21 protein-coding genes are annotated in these 25253 nt (G+C 45.9%); 13 read left to right on the top strand and 8 right to left on the bottom strand.

Annotated elements, in window-relative coordinates; translation table 11 throughout:
- Positions 1 to 2: 2 nt before the first annotated feature.
- The 3 genes from BCU34_RS23305 to trxA form a co-directional block, all read right to left on the bottom strand.
- Complete coding sequence (locus tag BCU34_RS23305) at positions 3 to 998, bottom strand: hypothetical protein (RefSeq protein WP_102433036.1); 996 nt, start codon at positions 996 to 998, stop codon at positions 3 to 5.
- A 111-nt stretch (positions 999 to 1109) separates the two neighbouring features.
- On the bottom strand, positions 1110 to 2369 hold the full coding sequence (rho, locus tag BCU34_RS23300; RefSeq protein WP_017062978.1) for a transcription termination factor Rho: 1260 nt from the start codon (positions 2367 to 2369) through the stop codon (positions 1110 to 1112).
- Positions 2370 to 2569: 200 nt separating this feature from the next.
- Entirely contained in the window at positions 2570 to 2896 is a 327-nt protein-coding gene (gene trxA / locus BCU34_RS23295) for a thioredoxin TrxA (RefSeq protein WP_010440700.1), read from the bottom strand.
- A gap of 111 nt (positions 2897 to 3007) precedes the next feature.
- Here trxA and rhlB point away from each other — a divergent pair, with 111 nt between their 5' ends.
- Entirely contained in the window at positions 3008 to 4318 is a 1311-nt protein-coding gene (gene rhlB / locus BCU34_RS23290; RefSeq protein WP_019820068.1) for an ATP-dependent RNA helicase RhlB, read from the top strand.
- A gap of 6 nt (positions 4319 to 4324) precedes the next feature.
- Positions 4325 to 5818, top strand: a complete 1494-nt coding sequence (gppA, locus tag BCU34_RS23285; protein WP_102433035.1) for a guanosine-5'-triphosphate,3'-diphosphate diphosphatase — start codon at positions 4325 to 4327, stop codon at positions 5816 to 5818.
- A gap of 97 nt (positions 5819 to 5915) precedes the next feature.
- On the opposite strand, the gene BCU34_RS23280 is transcribed toward gppA, so the two are convergent.
- The 3 genes from BCU34_RS23280 to recQ form a co-directional block, all read right to left on the bottom strand.
- A complete protein-coding gene (locus tag BCU34_RS23280; protein ID WP_055319880.1) occupies positions 5916 to 6587 on the bottom strand; it encodes a 7-cyano-7-deazaguanine/7-aminomethyl-7-deazaguanine transporter in 672 nt (223 codons plus the stop codon).
- 211 nt (positions 6588 to 6798) lie between these two features.
- Positions 6799 to 7110: a DUF3630 family protein gene (locus tag BCU34_RS23275; protein WP_009848192.1), complete on the bottom strand. Its 312-nt coding sequence runs from the start codon at positions 7108 to 7110 to the stop codon at positions 6799 to 6801.
- Between the two features lie 78 nt (positions 7111 to 7188).
- Entirely contained in the window at positions 7189 to 9027 is a 1839-nt protein-coding gene (gene recQ, locus BCU34_RS23270; RefSeq protein WP_055319881.1) for an ATP-dependent DNA helicase RecQ, read from the bottom strand.
- Positions 9028 to 9206: 179 nt separating this feature from the next.
- Here recQ and rarD point away from each other — a divergent pair, with 179 nt between their 5' ends.
- The 7 genes from rarD (at position 9207) to tpx (ending at position 18605) form a co-directional block, all read left to right on the top strand.
- A complete protein-coding gene (gene rarD, locus BCU34_RS23265) occupies positions 9207 to 10112 on the top strand; it encodes an EamA family transporter RarD (protein WP_102480838.1) in 906 nt (301 codons plus the stop codon).
- Between the two features lie 366 nt (positions 10113 to 10478).
- The gene (locus BCU34_RS23260) at positions 10479 to 11981 is read left to right on the top strand and encodes a DUF1800 family protein (protein WP_102480839.1); all 1503 of its coding nucleotides are present in this window, start codon (positions 10479 to 10481) and stop codon (positions 11979 to 11981) included.
- A 3-nt stretch (positions 11982 to 11984) separates the two neighbouring features.
- On the top strand, positions 11985 to 13748 hold the full coding sequence (locus BCU34_RS23255; RefSeq protein WP_102480840.1) for a DUF1501 domain-containing protein: 1764 nt from the start codon (positions 11985 to 11987) through the stop codon (positions 13746 to 13748).
- A gap of 175 nt (positions 13749 to 13923) precedes the next feature.
- Positions 13924 to 14718, top strand: a complete 795-nt coding sequence (locus BCU34_RS23250; RefSeq protein WP_102480841.1) for a helix-turn-helix transcriptional regulator — start codon at positions 13924 to 13926, stop codon at positions 14716 to 14718.
- 89 nt (positions 14719 to 14807) lie between these two features.
- Entirely contained in the window at positions 14808 to 15473 is a 666-nt protein-coding gene (locus tag BCU34_RS23245; protein ID WP_102480842.1) for a LysE family translocator, read from the top strand.
- Between the two features lie 91 nt (positions 15474 to 15564).
- Complete coding sequence (gene ggt, locus BCU34_RS23240) at positions 15565 to 17322, top strand: gamma-glutamyltransferase (RefSeq protein ID WP_102433030.1); 1758 nt, start codon at positions 15565 to 15567, stop codon at positions 17320 to 17322.
- Between the two features lie 785 nt (positions 17323 to 18107).
- Positions 18108 to 18605 carry a thiol peroxidase gene (tpx, locus tag BCU34_RS23235; protein WP_017069608.1) on the top strand — a complete coding sequence of 166 codons (498 nt, stop codon included), beginning with the start codon at positions 18108 to 18110 and terminating at the stop codon, positions 18603 to 18605.
- Positions 18606 to 18726: 121 nt separating this feature from the next.
- Here the strand turns inward: tpx and uvrD are convergent, their stop codons facing one another.
- Positions 18727 to 20901: a DNA helicase II gene (gene uvrD, locus BCU34_RS23230; RefSeq protein WP_102479743.1), complete on the bottom strand. Its 2175-nt coding sequence runs from the start codon at positions 20899 to 20901 to the stop codon at positions 18727 to 18729.
- 263 nt (positions 20902 to 21164) lie between these two features.
- Between uvrD and BCU34_RS23225 the strand changes: the two genes are divergently transcribed.
- The 4 genes from BCU34_RS23225 (at position 21165) to BCU34_RS23210 (ending at position 23583) form a co-directional block, all read left to right on the top strand.
- Positions 21165 to 21425 carry a DUF2282 domain-containing protein gene (locus tag BCU34_RS23225; RefSeq protein ID WP_004741206.1) on the top strand — a complete coding sequence of 87 codons (261 nt, stop codon included), beginning with the start codon at positions 21165 to 21167 and terminating at the stop codon, positions 21423 to 21425.
- A gap of 79 nt (positions 21426 to 21504) precedes the next feature.
- Positions 21505 to 22359, top strand: a complete 855-nt coding sequence (locus tag BCU34_RS23220) for a DUF692 domain-containing protein (RefSeq protein WP_102479742.1) — start codon at positions 21505 to 21507, stop codon at positions 22357 to 22359.
- Positions 22356 to 23123 carry a DNA-binding domain-containing protein gene (locus tag BCU34_RS23215; RefSeq protein ID WP_102479741.1) on the top strand — a complete coding sequence of 256 codons (768 nt, stop codon included), beginning with the start codon at positions 22356 to 22358 and terminating at the stop codon, positions 23121 to 23123. Before BCU34_RS23220 ends, BCU34_RS23215 begins: the two co-directional genes overlap by 4 nt.
- Position 23124: 1 nt before the next feature.
- On the top strand, positions 23125 to 23583 hold the full coding sequence (locus BCU34_RS23210) for a DoxX family protein (protein ID WP_008221525.1): 459 nt from the start codon (positions 23125 to 23127) through the stop codon (positions 23581 to 23583).
- Positions 23584 to 23638: 55 nt separating this feature from the next.
- On the opposite strand, the gene ltrA is transcribed toward BCU34_RS23210, so the two are convergent.
- Complete coding sequence (gene ltrA / locus BCU34_RS23205; RefSeq protein ID WP_170961338.1) at positions 23639 to 24931, bottom strand: group II intron reverse transcriptase/maturase; 1293 nt, start codon at positions 24929 to 24931, stop codon at positions 23639 to 23641.
- Positions 24932 to 25253 lie beyond the last annotated feature (322 nt).

Genomic DNA, 25253 nt, shown 5'->3' with positions numbered 1-25253 from the left:
CTTTACGGTAATGCTTGCTCGATCAAAGAGCTCTTCACCTGAGGGTTATCATTGACGAGATCTTGCAACCATCGCGTATGACCTTGTTTGGCGAGTTCACGCGCGACTAATGGGGCTTCATCGGCAATCGCCATCCTAGAGACAAGAAACTGCTTCACCTCTTCTGATAACGGGTTAACCTTAGTGAGCAAGGTAATCGCTTCATCTTTCAAACGCGGATTTTTAGTCGCAGCCATTACTTGTTCTAACGCGAACGCTTGTTTGGTGTCAGCAAGGCGAACTAGCTCAGCTTGGCTATGATAATCGGCCTTCATTCGCCATAAAATCTTATAGGCCTCTGGATCTTCGCTCACTTGCGCTAATCGAACCACCACCTCAGTGGAAGGTAACCAGCTAACAATAGAAGATGCGGTGAGTTGCTTAGTTAGATAACCAACCGCTTCAGGAGACAAACTATCTAGCTCTCTAATGAGCAGCGCTTCTCGCGTTTGAACTTGATGTTCAGATCCAGATAACCACTCTTTTAAGTCGAGGTCCTGCTTCTCTGCATCTAGCACAAACACCAGTGTCTTCTGATCTTGACGCCACTGCTTGATGAGACGATTAGCAATTGAAGGATAATTAAAGGCAGGTACCGTAAACTCGTAACCATCTCCACGCTCTAATACTTGATAAGTGGGCGTGATAGCGAGTTGCTGCTCGATGAAGATAGACATCTTGGGTGTGAGTACGATTTTTTGCTGTTCAAGCTTCTTCAAGAGTTGGTAACGAGCCACCTCTTGCTGGGGAAATGTCAGGCGCTCAAGCGCAAAGCGTAGTGAATTGACTTCGTCACGTACGACAAGCTCGATTAGTTCAGCAGTTTTCAGTTTTACTTGATCATTCTCAAGCCAAGACTCTACTGTAAGTGGAGACATCTCGGTGGCATAACTCATACCAACCGGTGAAAATAACAGTGAAGTAGACAAGAGTAATGATGACAACAGTCCATGTTGCATTTTAACTTCCTTGTAACACTTTTGCTCATTCTGCAAGCTACCGCTACAAAATGCAAATAAAAAGCGCCACCCGAGGGCAGCGCTTATTAAATAACGATCAGCTAATCAATATTACTGACGACGCATTGCGTCAAAGAACTCATCGTTCGTTTTGGTCATTGCTAGCTTGTCGATAAGGAATTCCATTGCATCGATTTCGCCCATTGGGTGAACAATCTTACGCAGGATCCACATCTTCTGTAGTTCATCGTTCTTGGTAAGAAGCTCTTCACGACGAGTACCAGAACGATTGAAGTCGATAGCTGGGAATACGCGCTTTTCAGCAATCTTACGGTTAAGGTGCAGTTCCATGTTACCTGTACCTTTGAATTCTTCGTAGATAACTTCATCCATCTTAGAACCAGTATCAACCAGTGCTGTTGCGATGATCGTTAAGCTACCGCCTTCTTCTACGTTACGTGCCGCACCGAAGAAACGCTTTGGACGATGTAGAGCATTCGCGTCAACACCACCAGTAAGAACTTTACCTGATGAAGGGATCACAGTGTTGTAAGCACGAGCTAGACGAGTAATAGAATCCAGTAGGATAACTACGTCTTTCTTGTGTTCAACAAGGCGTTTCGCTTTCTCGATAACCATTTCTGCAACTTGTACGTGGCGAGATGCTGGCTCATCGAATGTTGAAGCAACTACTTCGCCTTTAACTAGACGCTGCATTTCCGTTACTTCTTCTGGACGCTCATCGATAAGCAGAACCATTAGTTCACACTCAGGGTGGTTACGAGCAATGCTTTGAGCAATGTTTTGCAGAAGCATTGTCTTACCCGCTTTAGGCGGAGCAACAATCAGACCACGCTGACCTTTACCAATCGGAGATGCAAGGTCAAGAATACGAGCCGTAATATCTTCAGTTGCGCCATTACCCGCTTCCATCACCATACGTTCGTTGGCGTGAAGAGGAGTAAGGTTTTCGAAAAGAATCTTGTTACGAGCGTTGTCTGGCTTGTCGTAGTTAACCGTGTTTACTTTAAGCAGTGCAAAGTAACGTTCGCCATCTTTAGGTGGACGGATTTTACCGCCAATAGAGTCACCTGTGCGAAGGTTAAAACGACGAATTTGGCTTGGAGATACGTAGATATCATCTGGGCCAGCCAGGTATGAACTGTCGGCGCTACGTAGGAAACCAAAACCGTCTTGAAGAATTTCTAGAACACCATCACCAAAGATGTCTTCACCACTTTTTGCATGCGCTTTAAGGATGGAGAAGATAATGTCTTGTTTTCTTAGGCGAGCTTGATTTTCAAGACCTAAGCTTTCGCTAAGTTTAACAAGCTCAGACACAGGTCTGTTCTTCAGTTCAGTAAGATTCATAGTGGTGGAAGTTTGTTTAGTCAAAATAGGATCTGTTTTCTTAAGTTAAGAAGGATTTGGTCACAGGATCGACCAAGAAGAGAAATTCGTTCAATTAACGTGCGATAAATTAGCACTAAAACTAAGACTAGTCCATAGCTTAGAAAAAACAAAACCGCGCATTTGTTAACTGCACGGTTTCTTTTCAAATGCTGACCTGATTAAAGGTTAGCGTCTAAGAACTCTTTAAGTTGAGTTTTAGATAATGCACCAACTTTAGTCGCTGCTACGCCGCCATCTTTGAAAAGAAGTAGCGTTGGAATGCCGCGAATACCAAATTTTGGTGGAGTACCAGCATTTTGGTCGATATTTAATTTACCGATTGTGAGCTTGCCTTCGTACTCGTCTGCGATTTCGTCAAGAATCGGCGCAATCATTTTACATGGACCACACCATTCTGCCCAAAAATCAACAAGAACAGGGCCTGCAGCGTTGATTACATCGTTATCAAAACCGTCATCAGTTAGCTGCAAAATCTTATCACTCATCTTCCACTCCAATGTGTTTTTTAGAACTGGTTGGATGATAACCAGTAAATAGATGCCCTATTGGAATGTATTTACTTTCGTATTGCAAGCTTAAGCTGATATTCTATAGCAATGAAAAAGACGCATATCACAGAGCAAAAGTTCGCCGACTTGGATTTACTTCCGCAAGTCATTGAAGGATTGGAGAAAAAAGGGTTCGATTATTGTACCCCTATCCAAGCCTTGGCGCTCCCGGTACTGCTCACCGGCCAAGACATTGCAGGCCAGGCCCAAACGGGTACTGGTAAAACGCTTGCGTTTCTTACTGCTACTTTTAACCACCTGCTAAAAACACCTGAGCATGAAGGGCGTAAGCCTAACCAGCCACGTGCGATTATTATGGCACCAACGCGTGAACTCGCGATTCAGATCTACAACGATGCTGACTCTCTGGTTGAAAGCACAGGTATCAAGGCAGCACTTGCTTACGGTGGCGAAAGCTACGACAAGCAACTAGGTAAGATCGAAGAAGGCGCAGATATCTTAATTGGTACGACTGGCCGCATCATCGATTTCTACAAGCAAAAGGTATTTAACCTTAACCACATTCAAGCTGTTGTGCTTGACGAAGCCGATCGCATGTTCGATCTTGGTTTCATCAAAGACATCCGCTTCTTGTTCCGCCGTATGCCTGAGCCAAAAGATCGCCTGAACATGCTGTTCTCTGCGACATTGTCTTACCGCGTACAAGAACTAGCGTTCGAACACATGCACAACCCAGAGCATGTTGTTGTTGAGCCAGAGCGTAAAACAGGTCACCGTATTCAGGAAGAGCTATTCTACCCATCAAACGAACACAAAATGGCACTGCTACAGACGCTAGTTGAAGAAGAATGGCCAGAGCGCGCTATCATCTTCGCTAACACTAAACACAAGTGTGAGTCTGTTTGGGGTCACCTAGCTGCAGATGGTCACCGCGTTGGCCTGCTAACTGGCGATGTTCCTCAAAAGAAACGTGAAAAGATTCTTGAGCAATTCACTAAAGGTGATGTTGACCTGCTTGTCGCAACCGACGTTGCAGCACGTGGCCTACACATTCCTCAAGTAACACACGTATTCAACTTCGACCTACCAGACGACTGTGAAGATTACGTTCACCGTATCGGCCGTACAGGTCGTGCTGGCGCAAGTGGTCACTCGATCAGCTTTGCTTGTGAAGATTACGCAATCAACTTGCCACCAATCGAAGAATACATTGAGCACGCTATCCCTGTGTCTGACTACGACTCTTCTGCACTACTAGAAGATCTACCAGCACCATTGCGCTTACGCACACGTAACCCGCAACAGCGCCGTTCAAACAACAATGGCCCACGCAACGGTAACCGTAAGCCAAACCAAAACCGTCGCCCACGCCAACCGCGTCATAACAAGGAAGCTTAGTCGCTTATGAGTCAAACAGTGTCACCCCCGCTTTACGCTGCAATCGACCTCGGGTCGAACAGTTTTCATATGCTCGTTGTGCGTCATATCGATGGCAGCGTACAAACCATGGCTAAAATTAAGCGCAAAGTGCGTTTAGCTGCAGGCTTAGATGAAAATAATGCGCTTAGTACTGAAGCCATGCAGCGCGGTTGGGACTGTTTGAGTCTCTTTGCAGAGCGACTGCAAGATATTCCGAAAGAAAATATCCGCATTGTCGGTACAGCGACCCTACGTACCGCTATCAATGTGGATATCTTTCTAAAGAAAGCGAACCAGATCCTTGGTTACGACATCAATGTTATCTCTGGTGAAGAAGAAGCTGCGACTATCTATAAAGGCGTAGCGCACACTTCTGGTGGCAGCGGCCGCCGACTGGTTGTTGATATTGGTGGCGCAAGCACCGAGATGATCATTGGTGAAGGCTTCTCAGCGAAAGCACTAACCAGCCTAAAGATGGGCTGTGTTACTTGGCTTGAGCGCCACTTTAAAGATCGCCAATTAACCGCAACTAACTTTAACAACGCCATTGAAGCGGCGAAGTCGACGTTAGCTCCTATCCTCGATAGCTACACTGATATCGGATGGGATGTGTGTGTGGGTGCCAGTGGTACTGTTCAGGCACTGCAAGAAATCATGTTGGCTCAAGGCATGGATGAAGTAATTACTCATGCCAAACTTAAGCGCCTACAAAAACAAGCCATGATTACTGAGCGCTTGGAAGAGCTAGAAATCGAAGGACTGACTCTTGAACGCGCATTAGTGTTCCCGAGTGGCCTTTCTATTCTTATTGCTATTTTTGAGTTGCTTGAAATAGATTCAATGACACTCGCAGGCGGTGCACTCCGTGAAGGCCTAGCCTACGAGATGGTTGATGAGCTGCGCCAAGAAGACATCCGTGCACGTACCATCAAGAGTGTTCAATCGCGCTATCAAATGGACGTAAGCTACGGTGAACAAGTTGCTGTAGTTGCACAAACGCTGTTAGATCAAGCGGGCGCCGAAGCGTGGGTTTCAGAACCTCAAGCTGGTGTCCTACTGCAAACTGCAGCTAAGCTTCATGAGATTGGTTTAACCATCGATTTCAAAAAAGGCGGCGAGCACAGCGCTTACCTACTGCAGAACTTAGACCTACCAGGCTTTACTCGAGCGCAAAAGCACTACTTGGGTGAGTTAACTCGTCGCTACCGCGAGCAGTTAACCTCATTGCCAGAGCAGCACGCAATCTCAGGAACGAGTAGCAAACGTATCTTACGTATTCTGCGTTTGGCTATTTTGTTGACTCACCGTCGTAATCCAGCGCTAGAACCTGAGTTCAAGCTGACGACGGATGATAACAATCTAACTTTAACGCTTTCTAAGCAATGGTTAGCAGATAACCCGCTTACTGCTGCAGAACTAGATATCGAGTCGAATAGACAAACCGATATTGGCTGGCCACTGAATATTGAATGCCTCTGATATTAATATCTGACGCTAGACATTAAAAAAGCCCAAGTTAGTAGACTAACTTGGGCTTTTTCTTATCTTGGCATTAATGCGTTTCTAACCTGAATCCTTAAACGTTCACGCCTGTCGCTTTAAAGTCTGGGTTTACCGCCGTCAGCTTTTTAACGATGTAGTTCAAAAGCACGCCGTACATCGGAACGAATAAACCTAAGCTGATGATAAGTTTGAAGCCGTAATCAACCAGTGCAATCTCAGTCCAGTGTTCAGCCATGAATGGATCTGGGCTTTGGTAGAAAGCAATCGCAAAGAAAGCGATGGTATCAATCGCATTACCGAACAACGTTGAACACGTTGGGGCAACCCACCACTGTTTAAGCTGACGTAAGCGGTTGAAAACATGCACATCCAAAATCTGACCAAGCAGGTAAGCCATGAAGCTCGCCGCGGCGATACGTGCAACAAACAGGTTGAACTCGCCTAGTTGGTTAAACCCTTGGAATGAACCTTCAAAGAACACCACTGACAAAAAGTAAGAAACTGCCAGTGCAGGTAGCATCACTAAGAAAATGATTTTACGAGCAAGCTGCGCACCAAAAATGCGTACAGTCAGATCAGTCGCTAGGAAGATAAACGGGAAAGTGAAAGCACCCCAAGTGGTGTGCATACCGAAAACGGTAAAAGGTAGCTGAACCAGATAGTTGCTTGACGCAATGATGACTAAATGGAACAAAACTAATAGTGCTAGGGCTTTGCGCTGTTGCGCAGGGGTAAAGTTACTCATGCTGTACCTTTTTAGTTTGGTTTGGGGGTGAGGGAACCCAAATCGAGTCATTTCTTCGAATAAACTAAGAAAGCTCTTACCAATAATGTGAATTTAAAATGTTTCTAAAATTTGCTCTATCGAGCGGCGGGCGATTATACATTAATCAATATTGGCTGCAATGGTGAGAACAGACGCAAACGTTTATTCTCACTTTTATTGGTGAGCGAAGTTAAAAACCGCGTTTGAAAAGCGTCGCGAGATAATCAAACTCTTCTCTGCTTTCTTCAGCGTTTAGCGACTCAAACCAGATTGATTCACTGTAATGCTCAGACTTTAAGAACATCCGACAATCTTCAAAATCAATCAACCAAGAGTGCATGTCAGCGTCCCATTGTTTTTCAACCACAGAAGCAGATAACAATGCCACTAGCTTTTCACCTAATACTTCATAAGAATCAAAATCAAAACTTGGAGACGTAATCAATAAACGTCCTTCCTCGGCCAAATACTCTCTTAAGCCAAATTCTGTTGGTGTCGTCATGTCCCTATCAACCTTATTCTTGTTCTATGATCCAATCGTTTTTATAAACTATGACTTATCTGAAAACGATCCTGAAAATTAGCCGTGTGTCGTGATGTGTTCTTGAATCAAATCTAAGAATGGGTCTGCGTACTTATCGAGTTTACGCTGACCAACACCGTTAACCGCCAGCATCTCACCGTATGAGGTAGGCAGTACTTCAGCCATATCAATCAAGGTCGCATCACTGAATACCACATAAGGTGGCAAACCATCTTCATCAGCAATCGACTTACGCAGCTTACGCAGTTTGGCAAACAACTTCTTATCGTAATTCTTGCTGCTGAGTTTATCGGACTTAGCATTACGCACCGCCGTATCCAAACGAGGCACCGCCAATTCCAAAGACATCTCACCACGCAGTAGCGGACGCGCTTCTTCTGTTAACTGTAAAGTCGAATTACGGGTGATGTTCTGGAACAACAAACCTTTATGGATTAACTGACGGAAGATACTGATCCAGTAATCATGGCTGTGGTCGCGGCCAATGCCATAGGTAGAGAGCTTGTCATGACCATTATCGCGGACACGGATGTTCTGCATACCGCGCATCACTTCAACCACATAGCCCATACCGAACGACTGATTCACACGGTACACACAAGACAATGCCTTCTGCGCTTCTTGGGTCGCATCAAAATGCTTGGGTGGATCGAGGCAGATATCGCAGTTGCCACATTGCTTCTCACGATATTCACCAAAGTAGTTAAGCAGAACCTGACGACGACAGGTTTGTGCTTCAGCAAAGGCACTCATCGCGTTTAGCTTGTGCATCTCAACTTGTTTTTGTGGGCCTTCTTCCTTCTCATCCAGCATACGACGTAGCCAACCCATATCAGCCGGATCAAACAACATCATAGCTTCAGCAGGCAAGCCATCACGACCCGCACGGCCTGTCTCTTGATAGTAAGATTCAATGTTGCGCGGGATATCAAAGTGCACCACAAAGCGCACATTGGGTTTGTTGATACCCATACCGAAAGCTACAGTCGCGACAACGATCTGAATATCATCACGTTGGAAGGCTTCTTGAACGTAAGCACGCTCATCGGTGTCCATACCAGCGTGATAACCCGCGGCGCGAATACCGTTGTTGCACAGCTTCTCAGTCACCATCTCCACTTTCTTACGGCTACCACAATAGATAATGCCGCAATTGCCTTTCTGTGTTTCTAAGTAGCGAACCACCTGTGACACGGGCTTATGCTTCTCGACGAGGTTGTAGCGAATGTTAGGACGGTCGAAGCTGCCCAAGTAGGTATGTGGATCCACCAGCTGCAGACGCGAAATAATGTCTTTACGTGTTGCATCATCAGCGGTTGCCGTCAGCGCCATATAAGGCACATGCGGGAAATATTGCTTAAGTTGACCTAATGATGCGTATTCCGGGCGGAAGTCATGTCCCCATTGAGAGATACAGTGCGCCTCGTCTACCGCAATCATCGAAAGCGGTAAACCTTGCAGACGCTCGATAAAGTCACGCATCAACACACGCTCTGGTGATACGTAAACCATCTTCAATTGGCCTGAATTCATACGATTGAACACATTCAGCAACTGGTCACGGGGCATGGAAGAGTTAATACACTCAGCTGCAACACCATTGGCCTTCAGTTGGTCGACTTGGTCTTTCATCAGCGAGATCAGCGGTGAGATAACCAGAGTCAGACCTTCACGAACCAAGGCGGGGATTTGGTAACACAGTGATTTACCACCACCGGTTGGCATTATCACCAAGCTGTCTTTGCCTTCAACGGCCAGGTCAATGACCTCTTGCTGACCATCGCGAAAGCTTTGATAGCCAAACACATCTTGTAAGATGGTTTGCGCATCATTCGCGGGAGTTGGTATTTGCTCAGCAATCAGAGTGGCGGTCATTGTGGTTCCTAATCGAGGTATGAAATCAGCAAGCATCTTCGGCAAGCAAGTCGCACATTGTAGAGGGGAACGCTGGTGAATTAAACCGCAAATTGTTAGGTGAAAAGGGTTATCGCTCCTATACTGACCAACTCTCTTATAAATCTTATTAATAAGCACTCTGTGCTAGAGAAAGATGCATGACTCCAGAAGAACAACAACGTACGCGCCAAGGTATTTTGCTTGCTGTCGGTGCTTACACCATGTGGGGTATCGCCCCTATATATTTCAAATCTTTAAGTGACGTTTCCCCGTTAGAGATCCTTAGCCACCGTGTAGTATGGTCTTTTTTCCTACTCGCTTTTTTACTACACATTGGCCGCAGCTGGCGTAAAGTTCGCGACACCTTGACATCAAAACCAAAAATGCTCTATTTGGTGGCGACCTCTACTTTAGTGGGTGCCAACTGGCTGATCTTTATCTGGGCGGTCAACTCCAATCACATGCTTGATGCCAGTTTAGGGTATTACATCAACCCGCTGATTAACGTGTTGCTCGGTATGCTCTTCCTAGGCGAACGCTTGCGTAAACTACAATGGTTTGCGGTTGCTCTGGCTGCCATTGGTGTATTAGTCCAACTGATTGCATTTGGCTCAGTGCCGATCGTCGCCATTGCCCTAGCCTTCAGCTTTGGTTTTTATGGCTTGCTACGTAAGAAAGTCAGCTTAGAAGCGCAAACAGGATTGTTCATTGAAACTCTGGTGATGCTACCTCTCGCAGCTACCTACTTACTGTTTATTGCTGATAGCCCAACTTCAGACTTATCGATGAACCCGATGCAACTCAACCTATTACTGATTGCTGCAGGTGTTATTACAACCATTCCACTACTGTGTTTTACTGGCGCTGCAACTCGCTTGAAGCTATCAACACTCGGTTTCTTTCAGTACATAGGCCCAAGCTTGATGCTACTGCTGGCCGTGCTGATTTATGGAGAAGCATTCACCCAAGATAAAGTAGTCACCTTCGCCTTTATCTGGGGCGCGCTGCTTGTCTTTACCTTTGATGCGTATCGAGCGAATAAAAAGAGCAAAAAGCAACTCTAACCTCAAGCGTATAATCAACCTAAACATCAAATCAGAGCTTGGTAATCACACCAAGCTCGCCCCCCTTTAGCTATAAGCCCTGCTACAGCCCACTCACAACAAATGACTCAAAGTAACTCTAAGTGACATTCACCGAATTGATCTATCCAGTAAATTCATACACATAGATAGCATTCCACTTCAACATTTTAATATGAAACACCGAGCATTTCATTGGGGTTTTCACACAGGTTCACACTCTCGGGAAACCCTCAACTTCTGACTAGATTCACCTCCTTCTAGCAACTAATCCTTAATACACCAGAAATATAACTGGAAACCAGCTATTCATTTTCTGGGGATCACTATTTGGCTAGAGGAAATCATATGGATAACTTAACTCACCAACAGGCTTCTCGATTCTTAGACTTGGCAACCATGGGGGTTCGTCAATCGGAGTTAAATGCGTTTAAAGAACAAGACGATCGTTCTTATTGGATAGATCAACAAATTGCTAAACCATACATGCGCCATCTTGAGCGAACTTATCATCAAGCGAACCGAAGGAATCTCACCAACCCAAATCAGGAGTGTCGTGTAGGGGCATGGTTTGACACTGCGTTATGGGACGAAGCACAACTACGTCAACGGATCGCGTTCGCGCTAAGTCAAATATTTGTAGTCAGTGAAAAAGATGCCAACCTTGCTACCGATCCAGAAGCGTTAGCAAATTACTATGATTTGCTTGCCGACAATGCCTTTGAATCATTTGCTACGCTACTTAAGCACATCACTCTCTCTCCTGCTATGGGACAGTATCTCACCATGAATGGTAATAAACCGGAAAGCGTGACCGGACAAGCGCCCGATCAGAATTACGCCAGAGAAGTCATGCAACTCTTTACCATTGGGCTTTATGAGTTAAACCAAGATGGAACTCAAGCCACTTACCCAGATGGTAGCGTTATCGAGACGTATGATGATGTCGATGTAGAAGGTGCTGCAAGAGTCTTTACCGGTTGGGATATCACCAATAACAACACGCTTGAACCCATGACTGCAGACAACTCACTGCATGACATGGATGAAAAATGGGTACTTGGTCAGTATTACCCTCCCGGCCAAACTGCTGAAGAAGATCTTGACCAATTCATTGCCCAAATCACCACCCATACCAATGTCGCGCCTTTTATTTCAATAATGCTGATTAAACAGTTAACGACCTCCAACCCAACTCAAGCGTACGTTTCTCGCGTATCCGCTGAATTTATTAATTCAGGTGGAAATTTAGGCTCGGTGATCAAAGCAATTTTAACCGACTCAGAGTTACTCAAAACTAGTGATATCAATGTCACCAAAGTCAGAGAGCCTATCCTAGCGATGACCTATCTCTATAGAGCAATGGAAGCGTACGTAGGTGGCAGCGGAGATATTGTTTATGACCCAATGAACTATAAAGAAAGCTTTAATCAGTACCCACTTGGGTCTAATTCGGTATTTAATTTTTATCAGCCGAGTCACAGCCCACAAGGCGCGCTTGCAGATGCAGGCCTAACAGCACCCGAGTTAGAGATTATTGACTGGAATCAACTTATCGACATGAACAACATTTTTTACAGAACACTCAAAGACTTTGGGCAGAACCGTGGAAATAGCAACAACAATAAAGAGCTCTATATTGCTCCTTCTGATTTAGAAGATTTAGCGAGGGCAGAAAATGAAACTGAGCTTATTCAAGCGATTAATTTACGCATTCTCAATGGACAAGCATCCCAGGAAATTACTGACCTACTATCCACTATCTATCACGGTCATGGGAACAAATATTACGCAGTACCCAAGATGCTGTTCATGGCGTTCATTTCACCCGATTTCATGGTTCAGGAGTAGATTATGTCAATTACACGCAGAAGTTTTCTCAAAGGTGCCTCAGGTACAGCCGTATCTGGGATGGTCCCACTCTCTTTATCCATCCCAGTCAGCAGCGCCTTTGCTAATGAACAAGGTGGATATAAAGCGTTAATCTGTCTTTTCTTACATGGCGGAAATGACTCGTTCAATATGATCGTGCCTACCGACGCTAACAACCAAAGTAACTACCAAACCGCGAGACCAAACATCCAACTCGCCAGCTCTGAAATCTTAGCTATTCCAAGCACAGAATCTGGGCAAGCGCTTGGCATCAACGCCAGCATGTCTAACCTTGCCAGCATGATGAGTTCAGGCCAAGCCGCAGCCATAGTTAACGTAGGACCATTAGTAGAGCCAACCAACAAATCCAACCTTTACGATGTCAGGAAGCCATCGAATCTTGGGGCCCACAATAAACAACAAGCCGCTTGGCAGTCGAGTTGGGGAGGTAATGGTTACCATAGCTACGGTTGGGCAGGAATGATGATGGATGTCCTTCGCAGTGAAACAGCGATCATTTCCGACTCCATTTCATTTGCTGGAAATGAACTATTAACTGGCGCAAATTCTAAAGATATCTCAATGTCTTCTGGTGGTGTAAGAGCTATGGATGCTCTTGGGCATTCAAGTGCAATAAACAATAACTTCATCAAATTGGTTAATGCACCTTACGGTTCACCGTTCAAACAAGAGTATACAAAACGGCTGAAAGGCATATTAGATTTCCAGCAGGAGATCCAACTCGTGCTCGATTCATACCCAGAAGACGGCTCCATTCCAAGTAGCTCACTAGGCTCACAGCTAAAAATGGTCAGACGAATGATCCAAGCATCATCCGATCTCGGTCATAGCCGTCAGGTCTTTTTTGTTAATATTGGTGGATTTGATAATCACAGTAACCAACGTGGACGCCATGATGGGCTTCTTTCTACCATCGACCAAGCCGTTAGCGCTTTCCATGCCTCTCTTGCTGAACTTGGCTTGGAAGACAGTGTTGTGACATCGACCATGTCAGATTTTGGGCGAACCATAGAAAACAACAGTAAATCAGGCACCGACCATGGTTGGGGAAGTAATCAACTAGTGGTCGGTAATGCCGTCAATGGAGGTAACAGCTATGGGCGATACCCCGAATTTATCAAAGATGGTCAAGATGCTTGGGGCAATAAATTTATCCCGAGCCAATCCTCAGAACAACTTGCTGCGACCTTATGTCGTTGGATGGGGTTGAGTGAACAAGGTGTGGATGTCATTTTCCCTTCGCTTTCGCCAGCCAACAGCAATCCATTTGCTAGTCGATATCTTGGCGTTCTGGGAGACTATCATCAGGAAGGACAGGAAAACGAACTATCCATTGCCAACGTCAGTGCCACTGAAACTCGCGTCGACCATACACCGCAAATGGCCGTAGACGGAGACAGTACAACCAAGTGGACGGCGAAAGGGCAAGGTATTCAATATCTAATTGAACTTAGCACGGCAGCGAACGTCACTAAGCTTCTCTACTCTCAAGCTAAAGGGGATGTTCGACAATACCTATTTGATCTCGAAGTGAGTAGCGATGGCATCAACTTCGGTCTGGTAACCAACGTCTTGACGCCTGGAACCACAACCAATTTGGTGGAACAAGCCGTTAATAGAGCATCGGTTAAGTTTATTCGCCTCACTTGTAACGGTAATAATGGCGATGTTTCAAGCTTAGTTCTATGGAATAACTTCCAAGAACTCAAAGTGGTCGGTTATTAGTATCACGACACTTCAATAATCAGAAAAAGCTTTTATTCTCTTTCTCTTTAAAGGATCGACCCTATAAAAACTCTGTCAGAAACCACTAGTACTGATCGTTTTTTACAAGACAATCGCTGAATACGAAGATAAGCTTGGTTGAATTGATGATAATTTAACCAAGCTTTTTTATGCCATGGATAAAGTCCACTACTATTCGACACCTAGCCAAGATATCAGCCTGATCCAAGCTCAATACCAAGAGTTTGCCTTTCAGCGCCACTATCATTTGGACTTTCACATCGGTTTGATTACCCAAGGGCAGCAAAAATTCGCCTATAAAGGGACGAGCCACCATGTTGGTGCTGGCCAAGTGGTGATGATGCCACCTGATGAACTGCACGATGGCCATTCAAAGCTAGAATCTGGCTACCAAGTGAGTGTGTTTGCTGTCTCGCCGCAATGGTTGGGCGATCTTGCCGATCACAGCGGAAATGGTCACGCTTTAGGCTTTTCGGAGTTGATCCTCTCCGATCAAGCGACTTTTTTACAATTGTGCAACCTTCATGGGCTACTTATCAATCCAAACATCAGCCAACTCGCTCAAGATTGCCTACCGTTCGAAGGATTCTCGACAATAGTTGATCGTTACGCTCAGTTTGGATCGAAAACTCAGGTGCAACTTGGTACTCAGTCGGTTAACACGCTAAAAGACTATTTGATGGCAAACCTCGACCAACCGGTACGCCTAGAGCAGCTGTCTGAATTGTGCGATCTCACCACCACACAGTTTCAACGCCACTTTAAAAACAAGATGGGCATTACCCCTTATGCTTGGCTAAGCCGTTTACGTATGGAACAAGGCATGCGACTGATTAAGTCTGGTGTTGGCGGCACCGAGGTCGCTCATCAAGTCGGTTTTTACGATCAAGCCCATTTCTCAAAGGCATTTAAGACTGCATTTGGCGTTTCTCCGTCGAAAATTAACTAAGTGTTGATAATTTACAATTGAGAGATTCGAAATCACGGTAAGCTGCGCTCAACAACTCTCAACAGAACAACCCAGTTATTGGAACAGATATGAATGAAGTCACCATATTAGTCACCCTCGCCTCTATCCACTTCATCGCTTTGATGAGCCCCGGCCCAGACTTTGCGTTAGTCGTGCAAAATGCGACGCGTCACGGGCGCCAGACAGGCTTGTACATTGCGCTTGGTTTATCTTGCGGAATCTTGCTGCATTCGTTACTGAGCTTGACGGGAATCAGTTACCTAGTCCACCAGCAACCAACCATATTTGCCATTATCCAATTGGCTGGCGGTAGCTACTTGCTGTACTTAGGCTACGGTGCACTTAAAGCAACCTGGCAAATCATTCAGAACCACGACGACGATGACGACGATACGGTCAATTCGAAAGATCTAATTCTAACCAACAAGCGCCAAGCATTTTCGAAAGGCTTTGCGACCAATATTCTCAACCCAAAAGCATTAGTGTTCTTTATCAGCTTGATGTCGAGCCTAGTACCTGCCGACATGTCTCTATCCGGTAAAGGCTTTGCTCTGCTTATCCTATTCGGCCTTTCGCTATTCTGGTTCTCGCTACTGGCTTGGATGCTTTCAACTAAAGCACTGCAGAAAAAGCTGAGCGAAGCAACGGTATACATTGATGGCTTATGTGGCGTGGTATTCAGCCTGATTGGCCTGAGTATTCTTTGGCAGTCGTTGTCTGGTTTAATCGCTTAAATTCGAATCAAGATTACAATTCGTTAACAACATACTGGCTATCTTATCTTTCCACTGCCAATCTAGCTCTGCATATTAAAAGGAGAAGATCATGCAGTGGAAAACAAAACTAACAACCCTCGCCACTTCTACCCTACTTTTTGCCTCTCACGTCAGTTGGGCAAATCAAGCTGCCGATTCCGTCGCTCCCGAACAAAGTAGTGGTTTAGAAACCAAACAACTCGTTAAAGCCAACGACTGGATGGTCACTGCGGCTAACCCACTGGCGACCCAAGCGGGAGCCGATGTACTTGCTCGTGGTGGTAACGCGATTGACGCCATGGTTGCTGTGCAGCTTATGCTTGGCTTAGTGGAACCTCAGTCATCAGGTATTGGTGGTGGCGCGTTCCTTGTTTATTTTGATGGCAAGGACAAGCAACTCAAAACCTACGATGGCCGTGAAACCGCACCACTTGATGCAACACCACGTCTGTTCCAAGACGAAAACGGTCAACCACTTAAGTTTTATGATGCCGTAGTTGGTGGTCGTTCTGTTGCTACACCGGGTACAGTCCAACTATTGTGGGACACTCACCAGAAATACGGAAAATTAGAATGGTCATCCCTAATCAAACCTATCGCTCAACTGGCTGAGAAAGGTTTTACCATCAGTCCACGTTTAGCCACCTTGATTGAAAATGACCAAGAAAGACTAAGCCGCTTTGCCACAACCAAAGCCTACTTCTTTAATGCCGATGGCAGCCCGAAAACCGCAGGTACGCTACTTAAGAACCCAGAATACGCGGCAACGTTAAACGCTATCTCAAAAGATGGTGCTAAGGCTTTCTATCAAGGCGAAATTTCCGCTGACATCATCAATACAGTTCAAACCGCCAAAGGTAATCCTGGCGTATTGGCACAGAAAGACTTCGATGCGTATTCAATTAAGCAACGTGAACCGGTTTGTTCCGCGTATGAGAGTTACGATATATGCGGAATGGGACCACCGAGTTCAGGTGCATTAACGGTTGGGCAGATCTTAGCGATGACCGAACAGTTTGATCTTAAATCATGGGGGCCAAACGACGCGAGATCTTGGCAAGTGTTAGCGGACGCTTCTCGTCTAGCCTTTGCAGACCGTGGTATGTACATGGCAGACCAAGATTACGTTCCGATGCCAACCCAAGGGTTAGTGAATACTGACTATTTGCAGGAACGTGCCCAGTTAATTACTGCTGGAAAGGCACTAGACAGTGCACCATCAGGTACCCCACCGTGGGATCATGCCATGCTGCGCAGCAAAGATGTATCTATTGAATTGCCGTCCACCAGCCACTTCAATATTGTCGATAGCGATGGCAATGTCGTATCCATGACCACCACCATTGAGAATGCATTTGGCTCACGCCTGATGGTAAGAGGCTTCCTACTGAATAACGAACTGACCGACTTCTCATTCAAGACTCATAACGATGGCAAGCCTATCGCGAACCGATTAGAACCAGGCAAACGTCCACGCTCTTCGATGGCACCGACCATCATCATGCAAGACGATAAGCCTTACATGGCAATTGGTTCTCCGGGTGGCAGCCGTATCATAGGTTATGTGTCGCAAGCGATCATTGCCCATACCCAGTGGGACATGGATATCCAGCAAGCGATCAACCAACCGCACTTCCTAAACCGTTTCGGTACGCTAGATTTGGAAAAAGGAACATCAGCGGAAAACTTCAAACCTGAGCTAGAAAAGATGGGATTTGAGGTCAACGTTCGCGATCTTAACTCTGGTTTACACGCGATTCGCATCACAAAAGATGGTTTAGAAGGCGCTGCAGACCCTCGTCGTGAAGGTGCAGCCATTGGTCAGTAGGGAATAACCCTCCCTTTTTACTCGCTGCCTTGTGCGAGATCTCTCACAAGGCAGTGAGTAAATATCGATATTTGATGACGAAATTAGTCACCTAGATATCGTAACCAATTGAAATAAAAAGATACGTACATTTATCATTCAAATAATTATATAGAAATTCGCTTATGCACCATTGCTGATAAATAAGGAATCGGTAATATGAATGGTGTCGGAAGGATGCTGACACGGAACAGGAAACACCAAGGACTTGGTTATCTTCAGGATGAAGATTCGATTACTCAGGATGAATAATCGGCATGGATAGCGAAATGGACATTGAATGGACGCAATAGTAACTAGGATGGTTGCTACTAAGGAAAGACAATGGACACCTCCGGACGAGGAAAGGACTGAACATCAGGATGATGTAAAGGACACCGCTCAAGGAACAAGTGACGCGCGCTAACGAGGATTGTTGGCAGATCAGGATAAGATCAAGGACACCGCTAGGAAGGCGACGAAAGGAATACGCTGAAGGATAACAGCACACTATCATGGATTTGATGCATGGAGCACACTTAGTAGCCGGATTGCTGCGAGTAAGACTATAGACCCCGATGAGCGCAAGCTCTCGGGGTTTTTCTTTATCTGTCGTCTCACCTTTTCTTCATCTAAAACAAATAAATCAAAGACCTTTGATTACAATTCTGACATTTAAACCATTCACTTCTTAACCACTTCCGAGTAACGTAAGTCTTACTAGGCTCAACTAGTTTCATAACCATAATTAAATTAAGGACAAATTCATGTCACACGTTACCTTCAAAGGCGCTGCTGTACCGCTAACTGGCACATTCCCACAAACTGGCGAACAGGCACCAAGCTTTGCACTGACTGCAGGCGATCTTTCTGCACTGACTCTTGCTTCTCTTGCAGGCAAGAAAGTGGTTCTAAACATCTTCCCAAGCATCGACACTGCAACTTGTGCAACGAGCGTACGTACGTTCAACGCAAAAGCGGCAGAACTTGAGAACACGGTGGTTGTTTGTATTTCTGCTGACCTACCATTTGCTGCGGGTCGCTTCTGCGAACTAGAAGGCATTGAAGGCGTTCAACACGCTTCGACTTTCCGCTCTCCTACATTCGCATCAGACTACGGCGTAGCGATTGCTGAAGGCCCACTAGCAAGCCTAACAACGCGTGCAGTTGTCGTTGTGGATGAAAAAGGTGTGGTAACACACAGCGAGTTGGTTGCAGAGATCACTGAAGAACCAAACTACGAAGCGGCACTTGCAGCACTGTAAGATCCCCTCTAGTCAGTCATGTATTGTGATCGCTTAAGGCGGTACACAATAAAAAAGAGCAGCCATTGGCTGCTCTTTTTGTTTTCAATAATGAACGGTTATTAGATGCAGAAGTAATAGATTAAAGCTGCTCTAAACGCGCGTAAGCAGTTACTAACCACTTAATCCCTTCACCGTTAAACGCCACTTGAACTCGACTCTGTGGGCCACTTCCTTCGAAGTTGATGATAGTGCCTTCGCCAAACTTAGGGTGCTTCACGCGAGAACCCAAGCTAAAACCAGTTTCATTGAAGTTCTCTTTCACAGCGGTTTGACTAAAGCGACCACTGCTTGCAGGGCGACTGACTTGCGCTTTCATACGCACTTCATCCAGACAGGTTTCTGGTAGCTCACGAATAAAACGTGATGGTTTGTGGTACTTGTCCTGACCGTACAAACGACGCATTTCTGCGTAAGTGATGTAAAGCTTCTCCATCGCACGGGTCATGCCTACGTAACACAAGCGACGCTCTTCTTCTAAACGCCCCGCTTCTTCGGCCGACATCTGGCTTGGGAACATGCCTTCTTCGACACCCACCATGAATACCATTGGAAACTCTAGGCCTTTGGCACTGTGCAATGTCATTAACTGAACCGCATCGTCAAACTCATCGGCCTGACCTTCACCCGCTTCCAAAGCTGCGTGAGTTAAGAACGCCGTCAGCATGCTCATCTCATCCGCATCTTCCGGCTTTTCAAACTGGCGCGTTGCCGTTACCAATTCTTCCAAGTTCTCAATACGTGCCTTCGACTTCTCACCCTTCTCTTGCTCGTACATCGCAAACAGACCCGACGATTTGATCACGTGGTCAGTTTGTTCATGCAGACTCAGTTCTAAAGTGTCATCTTCAAGCGCATTAATCAGCTCGATAAAGCGGCTCAATGCACCCGCAGCACGACCGGGTAGCACTTGCTCTTCTATCAAAGCAACACTTGCTTCCCACATGGTTGCACCACGATCACGCGCTGCAAGACGAATCGTTTCTAACGTTTTATCACCCAAGCCACGCGTTGGCGTGTTTACCACACGCTCAAACGCCGCATCATTACCGCGATTGCTCATTAGGCGCATGTAGCTCAAGGCGTCTCTAATTTCTTGACGCTCGAAGAATCGCATGCCGCCGTAAATTCGATAAGGTAGACCAGCTTGGATCAAAGCTTCTTCAAGAACACGCGATTGTGCGTTGTTACGATATAGCATTGCCGTATCTTCTAACGCACCGCCTTTCTCCTGCCACTCTTTGATTTTGCTAACCGTGAAACGCGCTTCATCGAGCTCGTTGTATGCTGAGTACACAGAGATTGGCTCGCCATCGTTACCATCGGTCCACAACTCTTTACCCATACGTTCAGTGTTGTTCGAGATAAGCTCGTTCGACGCCTGCAGAATGGTTTTGGTTGAACGGTAGTTTTGCTCTAATCGAATGGTTGAAGCGCCCGGGAACTCGTCCAAGAACTTCTGAATATTCTCGATTTTTGCACCACGCCAGCCATAGATAGATTGGTCATCATCACCTACGATCATCACTCGACAATCAGGGCCCGCCATCATACGCAGCCAAGCATATTGGATGTTGTTGGTATCTTGAAATTCGTCGACCAGAATATGCTTAAAGCGCGCTTGGTAGTGCTCACGAATGTGTTTCTTATCGCGCAGTAGCTCGTGTGATCTCAGCAAAATCTCCGCGAAGTCCACCAATCCAGCACGGTCACACGCCTCTTGATAAGCCGAATAAATCTTTAACCATGTTTGAGTGACTGGATCATGGTAGGCATCAATGTGGCTCGGGCGCAGGCCTTCATCTTTCTTACCGTTGATCCACCACGAAGCTTGCTTAGCAGGCCACTGCTTTTCATCGAGGTTTTGCGCTTTGATTAAGCGGCGCAATAGACGAATCTGATCATCGGAATCAATGATCTGGAAATCCTCTGGCAACTTTGCATCTAGGTAGTGAGCACGCAGAATGCGGTGACAAATACCATGGAAGGTACCGTTCCACATGCCTGACGAGCTACCCATCATCAACTCTTCAATACGACCACGCATCTCTGCTGCCGCTTTGTTGGTGAAGGTAACCGACATAATAGAGAACGGTGATGCTTGCTCTACACTTTGCAACCAAGCGATACGATGCACCAACACTCGCGTTTTACCACTGCCAGCACCTGCCAGAATAAGTAGGTTTTCTAAAGGTGCCGCGACCGCCTCACGTTGTTTGTCGTTTAGGCCATCGAGTAAAAGCGAAGGATCTATCATTGGATATGCTCACTACTGGGTATTTATACATAAAAGTTGATTATAACCTAAACACTAGGCTGCGTTTAGAATATTAAGAAGAAAAAACCATCAAAAAATAACATCACTTAATCAAACACTTAACAGCTAAATCATCACTGATTTTGATAATACTTATAATACTGTGAAATTATTTTCGGGTTGTTCCTATCCTTTTTAGTAAGCAAGTTAACAACTCATTAACCTGCGATGTGTAAATACTATTAAGTCTAGAGGGAATGACTATGAAAAATTCTAATCTTGCTGTTACAGCTGCAATCACAAGTGTACTAGCGTTTGGCGGTGCCGTTCTTACATCAGCACCAGCGGAAGCAGCAGCGAAAGAAAAATGCTATGGCGTATCAAAAGCTGGCCAAAATGACTGTGCAACTAAAACAAGTTCATGTGCTGGTACAGCAAAAGAAGACAACCAATCCGATGCATTCGTGGTCGTTCCTAAAGGACTATGTGGCAAGTTAACTGGTGGTAGTACTCAATCATCATAATGCCTGAAGGCATAACTGAACCACTCAGTATGGTGAGCTGAATACCAGCTCACCTCCACTACCCATTAGGAGAATCGTTGTGACTCAAACTCTTCACCCCAATGCAGGGGTTGGCCTTAGAACACCGCACTTAGATTTCTTCAGCCAGAATTCTGATTTGGTAAGTTGGTTAGAGGTTCACAGCGAAAACTACTTCTTACCCCATTCTTCACAGCGCCAACAACTCCGAGAGATTCGTAATCATCACCACATAAGCTGTCATGGTGTAGGGTTGTCTCTTGGTTCTGTTGAACGAATCAACCAACAGCACTTACTGCAACTCAAAACACTTATTGATGATATCGAACCTTTCTTGGTTTCTGATCATTTGAGTTGGGGCCAAACTGGCGGTCACTACTTCAATGACCTGCTACCACTACCTTATACCGAAGAAGCGTTGGACGTCTTCTGCCGTAACGTCATCGAGGTTCAAGACAGTTTGCAACGTCCAATGTTAATTGAGAATCCATCAAGCTACCTCGCCTTCAAGCACTCAACGATTCCAGAATGGGAGTTTTTGGCTGAGGTACAAAAGCGCACCGAGTGTCGCCTACTGCTCGATTTCAATAATATTTTCGTCTCATCGTTTAATCATGGCTTCAGCTGTGAAGAGTACCTCAATGGCATACCAGAAAACCAAGTGGAAGAGATTCACTTGGCAGGTTTTACCAAAAAGAAGCTCGAGCAAGGTGAGATTTGGATAGACACACACAGCAGACCCGTCTGTGATGAAGTGTGGCAACTTTACACTCAGTGGATAGAGCAACATGGCTCTCGCCACACTCTGATTGAGTGGGATTTAGATATCCCAGAGCCACAAATCTTATTGGCAGAGGCTGCCAAAGCCAGTGAAAAGCTGTATCAACATGACAATCAAAGGAGTCGCGCCTCATGAGCTACTCCCTAGCGGATGTTCAATCCGAATTTGCTAATGCCCTGCGATATCAAAATGACGGCGAGCACTGCGACATCATGAGCGATCATTTTAGCGCTCAGCAACGCATCCAAATTTATCGCAATAACTTTGTGATTAGCTTAAGCGAAGTTCTCGCTGCAACTTACCCACTGACTGAGATGTTAGTTGGTGAGGAGTGCTTCCAACAAATGGCACGTCAACATGTTCTTAGTTACCCATCGACCTCTGGAGATGTCAGTGGTTATGGCGAGCACTTCGAACAAACCATACAAGCCTTTCCTTCTGTTGTAGAGGCAGCACCTTATCTTAGTGAAGTGGCACGCTATGAATGGCAAAAGGACAGTTTAGCGAGATGCGCGTGTGCAACTCCACCGAATCAACAGCCTCTCTCCTGTCTAGCTTCCGTGCCACAAGAGCGGCAAAGCGCCTTGGTTTTCCACCTCAAGGATTCGGTAACGCTATTCGATTCTTGCTATGCCGTATTAGCGCTTGAACACGCTATCTACCAACAACAACTCGAAGGATTAGACATCAATCGCGCAGAGTTTGGGATAGTAATCCGAGCAGAGAATTCACAGCTCGAAAGCCATCGCCTAACCAAGGAGTGCCACCAACTGCTGATTGAACTTCAATCTGGTAAAGCGCTTGGAGAAGTAACGCCTTCACTACTGCAACATCTGAATGCTGTCATGGCGCTCAACGTCATCTCAGGTTTTTCAATCAATGATGAATTGGAGACATAATATGGATAACAACACAGTCACAAACATGATGGCTCAATACGACAATTTGATTGAGAAATCTCAGGCACTTTTCGTCCCAGTGCTGCTTCTTTTCTGTCGCCTTTGGGTGGCGTGGGTATTCTTCAACTCTGGGCTGACCAAGATAGCCACCTGGGATAGCACTCTCTACTTGTTCGAATTAGAGTATCAGGTCCCGCTATTACCATGGGAATTAGCGGCCTACATGGGGACAGCTGCTGAATTGATTCTACCGGTATTCTTAGCGCTTGGTTTGTTAACACGCCCGATGGCCGCCGCGCTTTTTGTTTTCAACATTATTGCCGTCGTCTCTTACCCGGTATTATGGGACCAAGGCTTCTACGATCACCAACTTTGGGGATTGATGATTCTTATCGTCATCGTATGGGGTGCTGGACCGTTTTCATTAGATAGAGTTTTGAAGGCGCAATTTAGAGGCTAACTAAAAGATCGACCACCCCAATCGAGTAGGAGGAGGCCTCACGGCCTCCGTCCTCTCACACCACCGTACAAGCGTGGGTCGCATACGGCGGTTCCGAATATATTTTCAGTGACTCATACCCATCTCGCAATGAGTACAGGCCCAACTCCTCGAACCATTTTATTGGCATGGCGTGATTTATCTGCGGCGTTAAGGCCAAGTGCCACCACCCTTTATCTGACATCGCTACCTTCCACGCATTGCGCTCCGTTACACCTTGTTGTTGTAACCATGTCGCTATGCCGTATCTGCGTTTGCGTTGTTTTAAGCGGTAACATCGTAGCCGTCGCCGTATCCATTCGTCTAAGCGCTGCAAGCTGCTTTTCCCTATGGCGAGTTTGAAGTAGTGTTGCCAACCTCTTAGGTATTGAGTTAATTCCGCTATGACTGCTTGCAACTCTCGCCCTCGGTTTCGCTTCGTTATCTGCCGCACTCGCTTCTTCATTTGAGTTTGTGCTGCCTTCGATAGATGGATTGTTCCATCTATCCCGAAGCGGTGGCTTAAGTAAGTCCGCTCTGTCACTCTTGTCGCACCACTTTTCTCTCGATTTACCGTGAGCTTCAGCTTTTGCTCCAAGAACTCCGTTATCGACTCTTTAACTCGATAAGCGGCTTCTTCACTATGAACGTAGATTTGGCAGTCGTCTGCATATCGACAGAACTTATGCCCTCTGCGCTCTAACTCTTTATCCAGTTCATCTAATACGATATTGGATAGCAACGGGGATAATGGTCCACCCTGTGGTGTCCCTCTTTGTCTCTGTTCAACCATCCCGTTTCGCATTATGCCTGCCTGTAGATATAACCTGATGAGCTTCAACACTCGTTTATCACTGATGTCCTGTGACAGTCTGTACATCAGTCTATCGTGATTCACTGTGTCGAAGTATTTCGCTAGGTCGATATCTACAACATAACCTCGACCTTCTCGGATGTAATGACTGGCTGCCGTTAATGCATGGTGCGCACTGCGGTTTGGTCTAAATCCGTAACTGCTATTGGAGAACTTGGGGTCATAGATATCTGACAGTACTGAGGTCATTGCCTGTTGGACAACTCTATCAAGCACGGTTGGGATACCTAGTTGCCTTACGCCACCACTAGGTTTAGGGATTTCTACACCAAGTACCGGTTGAGGTTGGTAGCTTCCTTCCAGAAGACTCTGGCGAAGCGCTTGCCCATTTGAAGCCTGTCGAAGTGTTGAGATAGTCGCATCTATGTCGAGTTTGTCGACACCTGCACATCCTTTGTTCTTCTTCACTCTTCGTAGAGCTTGATTCAAGTTGGTTGAAGAGCAGATTTGCTCCATCAACGACGTTGAGATCACCAAGACTCGTCCTCCTGTTTACGCCAATCATGCTTGTCATTCTTCATCACCATGAGCTTTACTTGCTGTATCGCCCATTGGGACGTAGAGATGGTTTTCATCTTGCTATGACCCCACATGACTGAGTGTCTAGTGACTGCTTCTTGATATATTCAGTTCGGGCCTTCCCTTAAGTTGTACTTCCTTAAGGTACTATGCCTTCTGCTGACTTCTTATTGCTCGTCATACCGCATCGCTGCTGTATTAGTCTCTATCGAGACAAGTAATAAGATCTCCCGAGGTAAGACGTTGCTCTTTCCCTTGG

It is taken from the genome of Vibrio sp. 10N.286.45.E10 (genome assembly GCF_002874195.2).
Taxonomy (GTDB): Bacteria; Pseudomonadota; Gammaproteobacteria; order Enterobacterales; family Vibrionaceae; genus Vibrio; species Vibrio crassostreae.
This window is presented reverse-complemented; position numbering and strand designations above follow the sequence as displayed.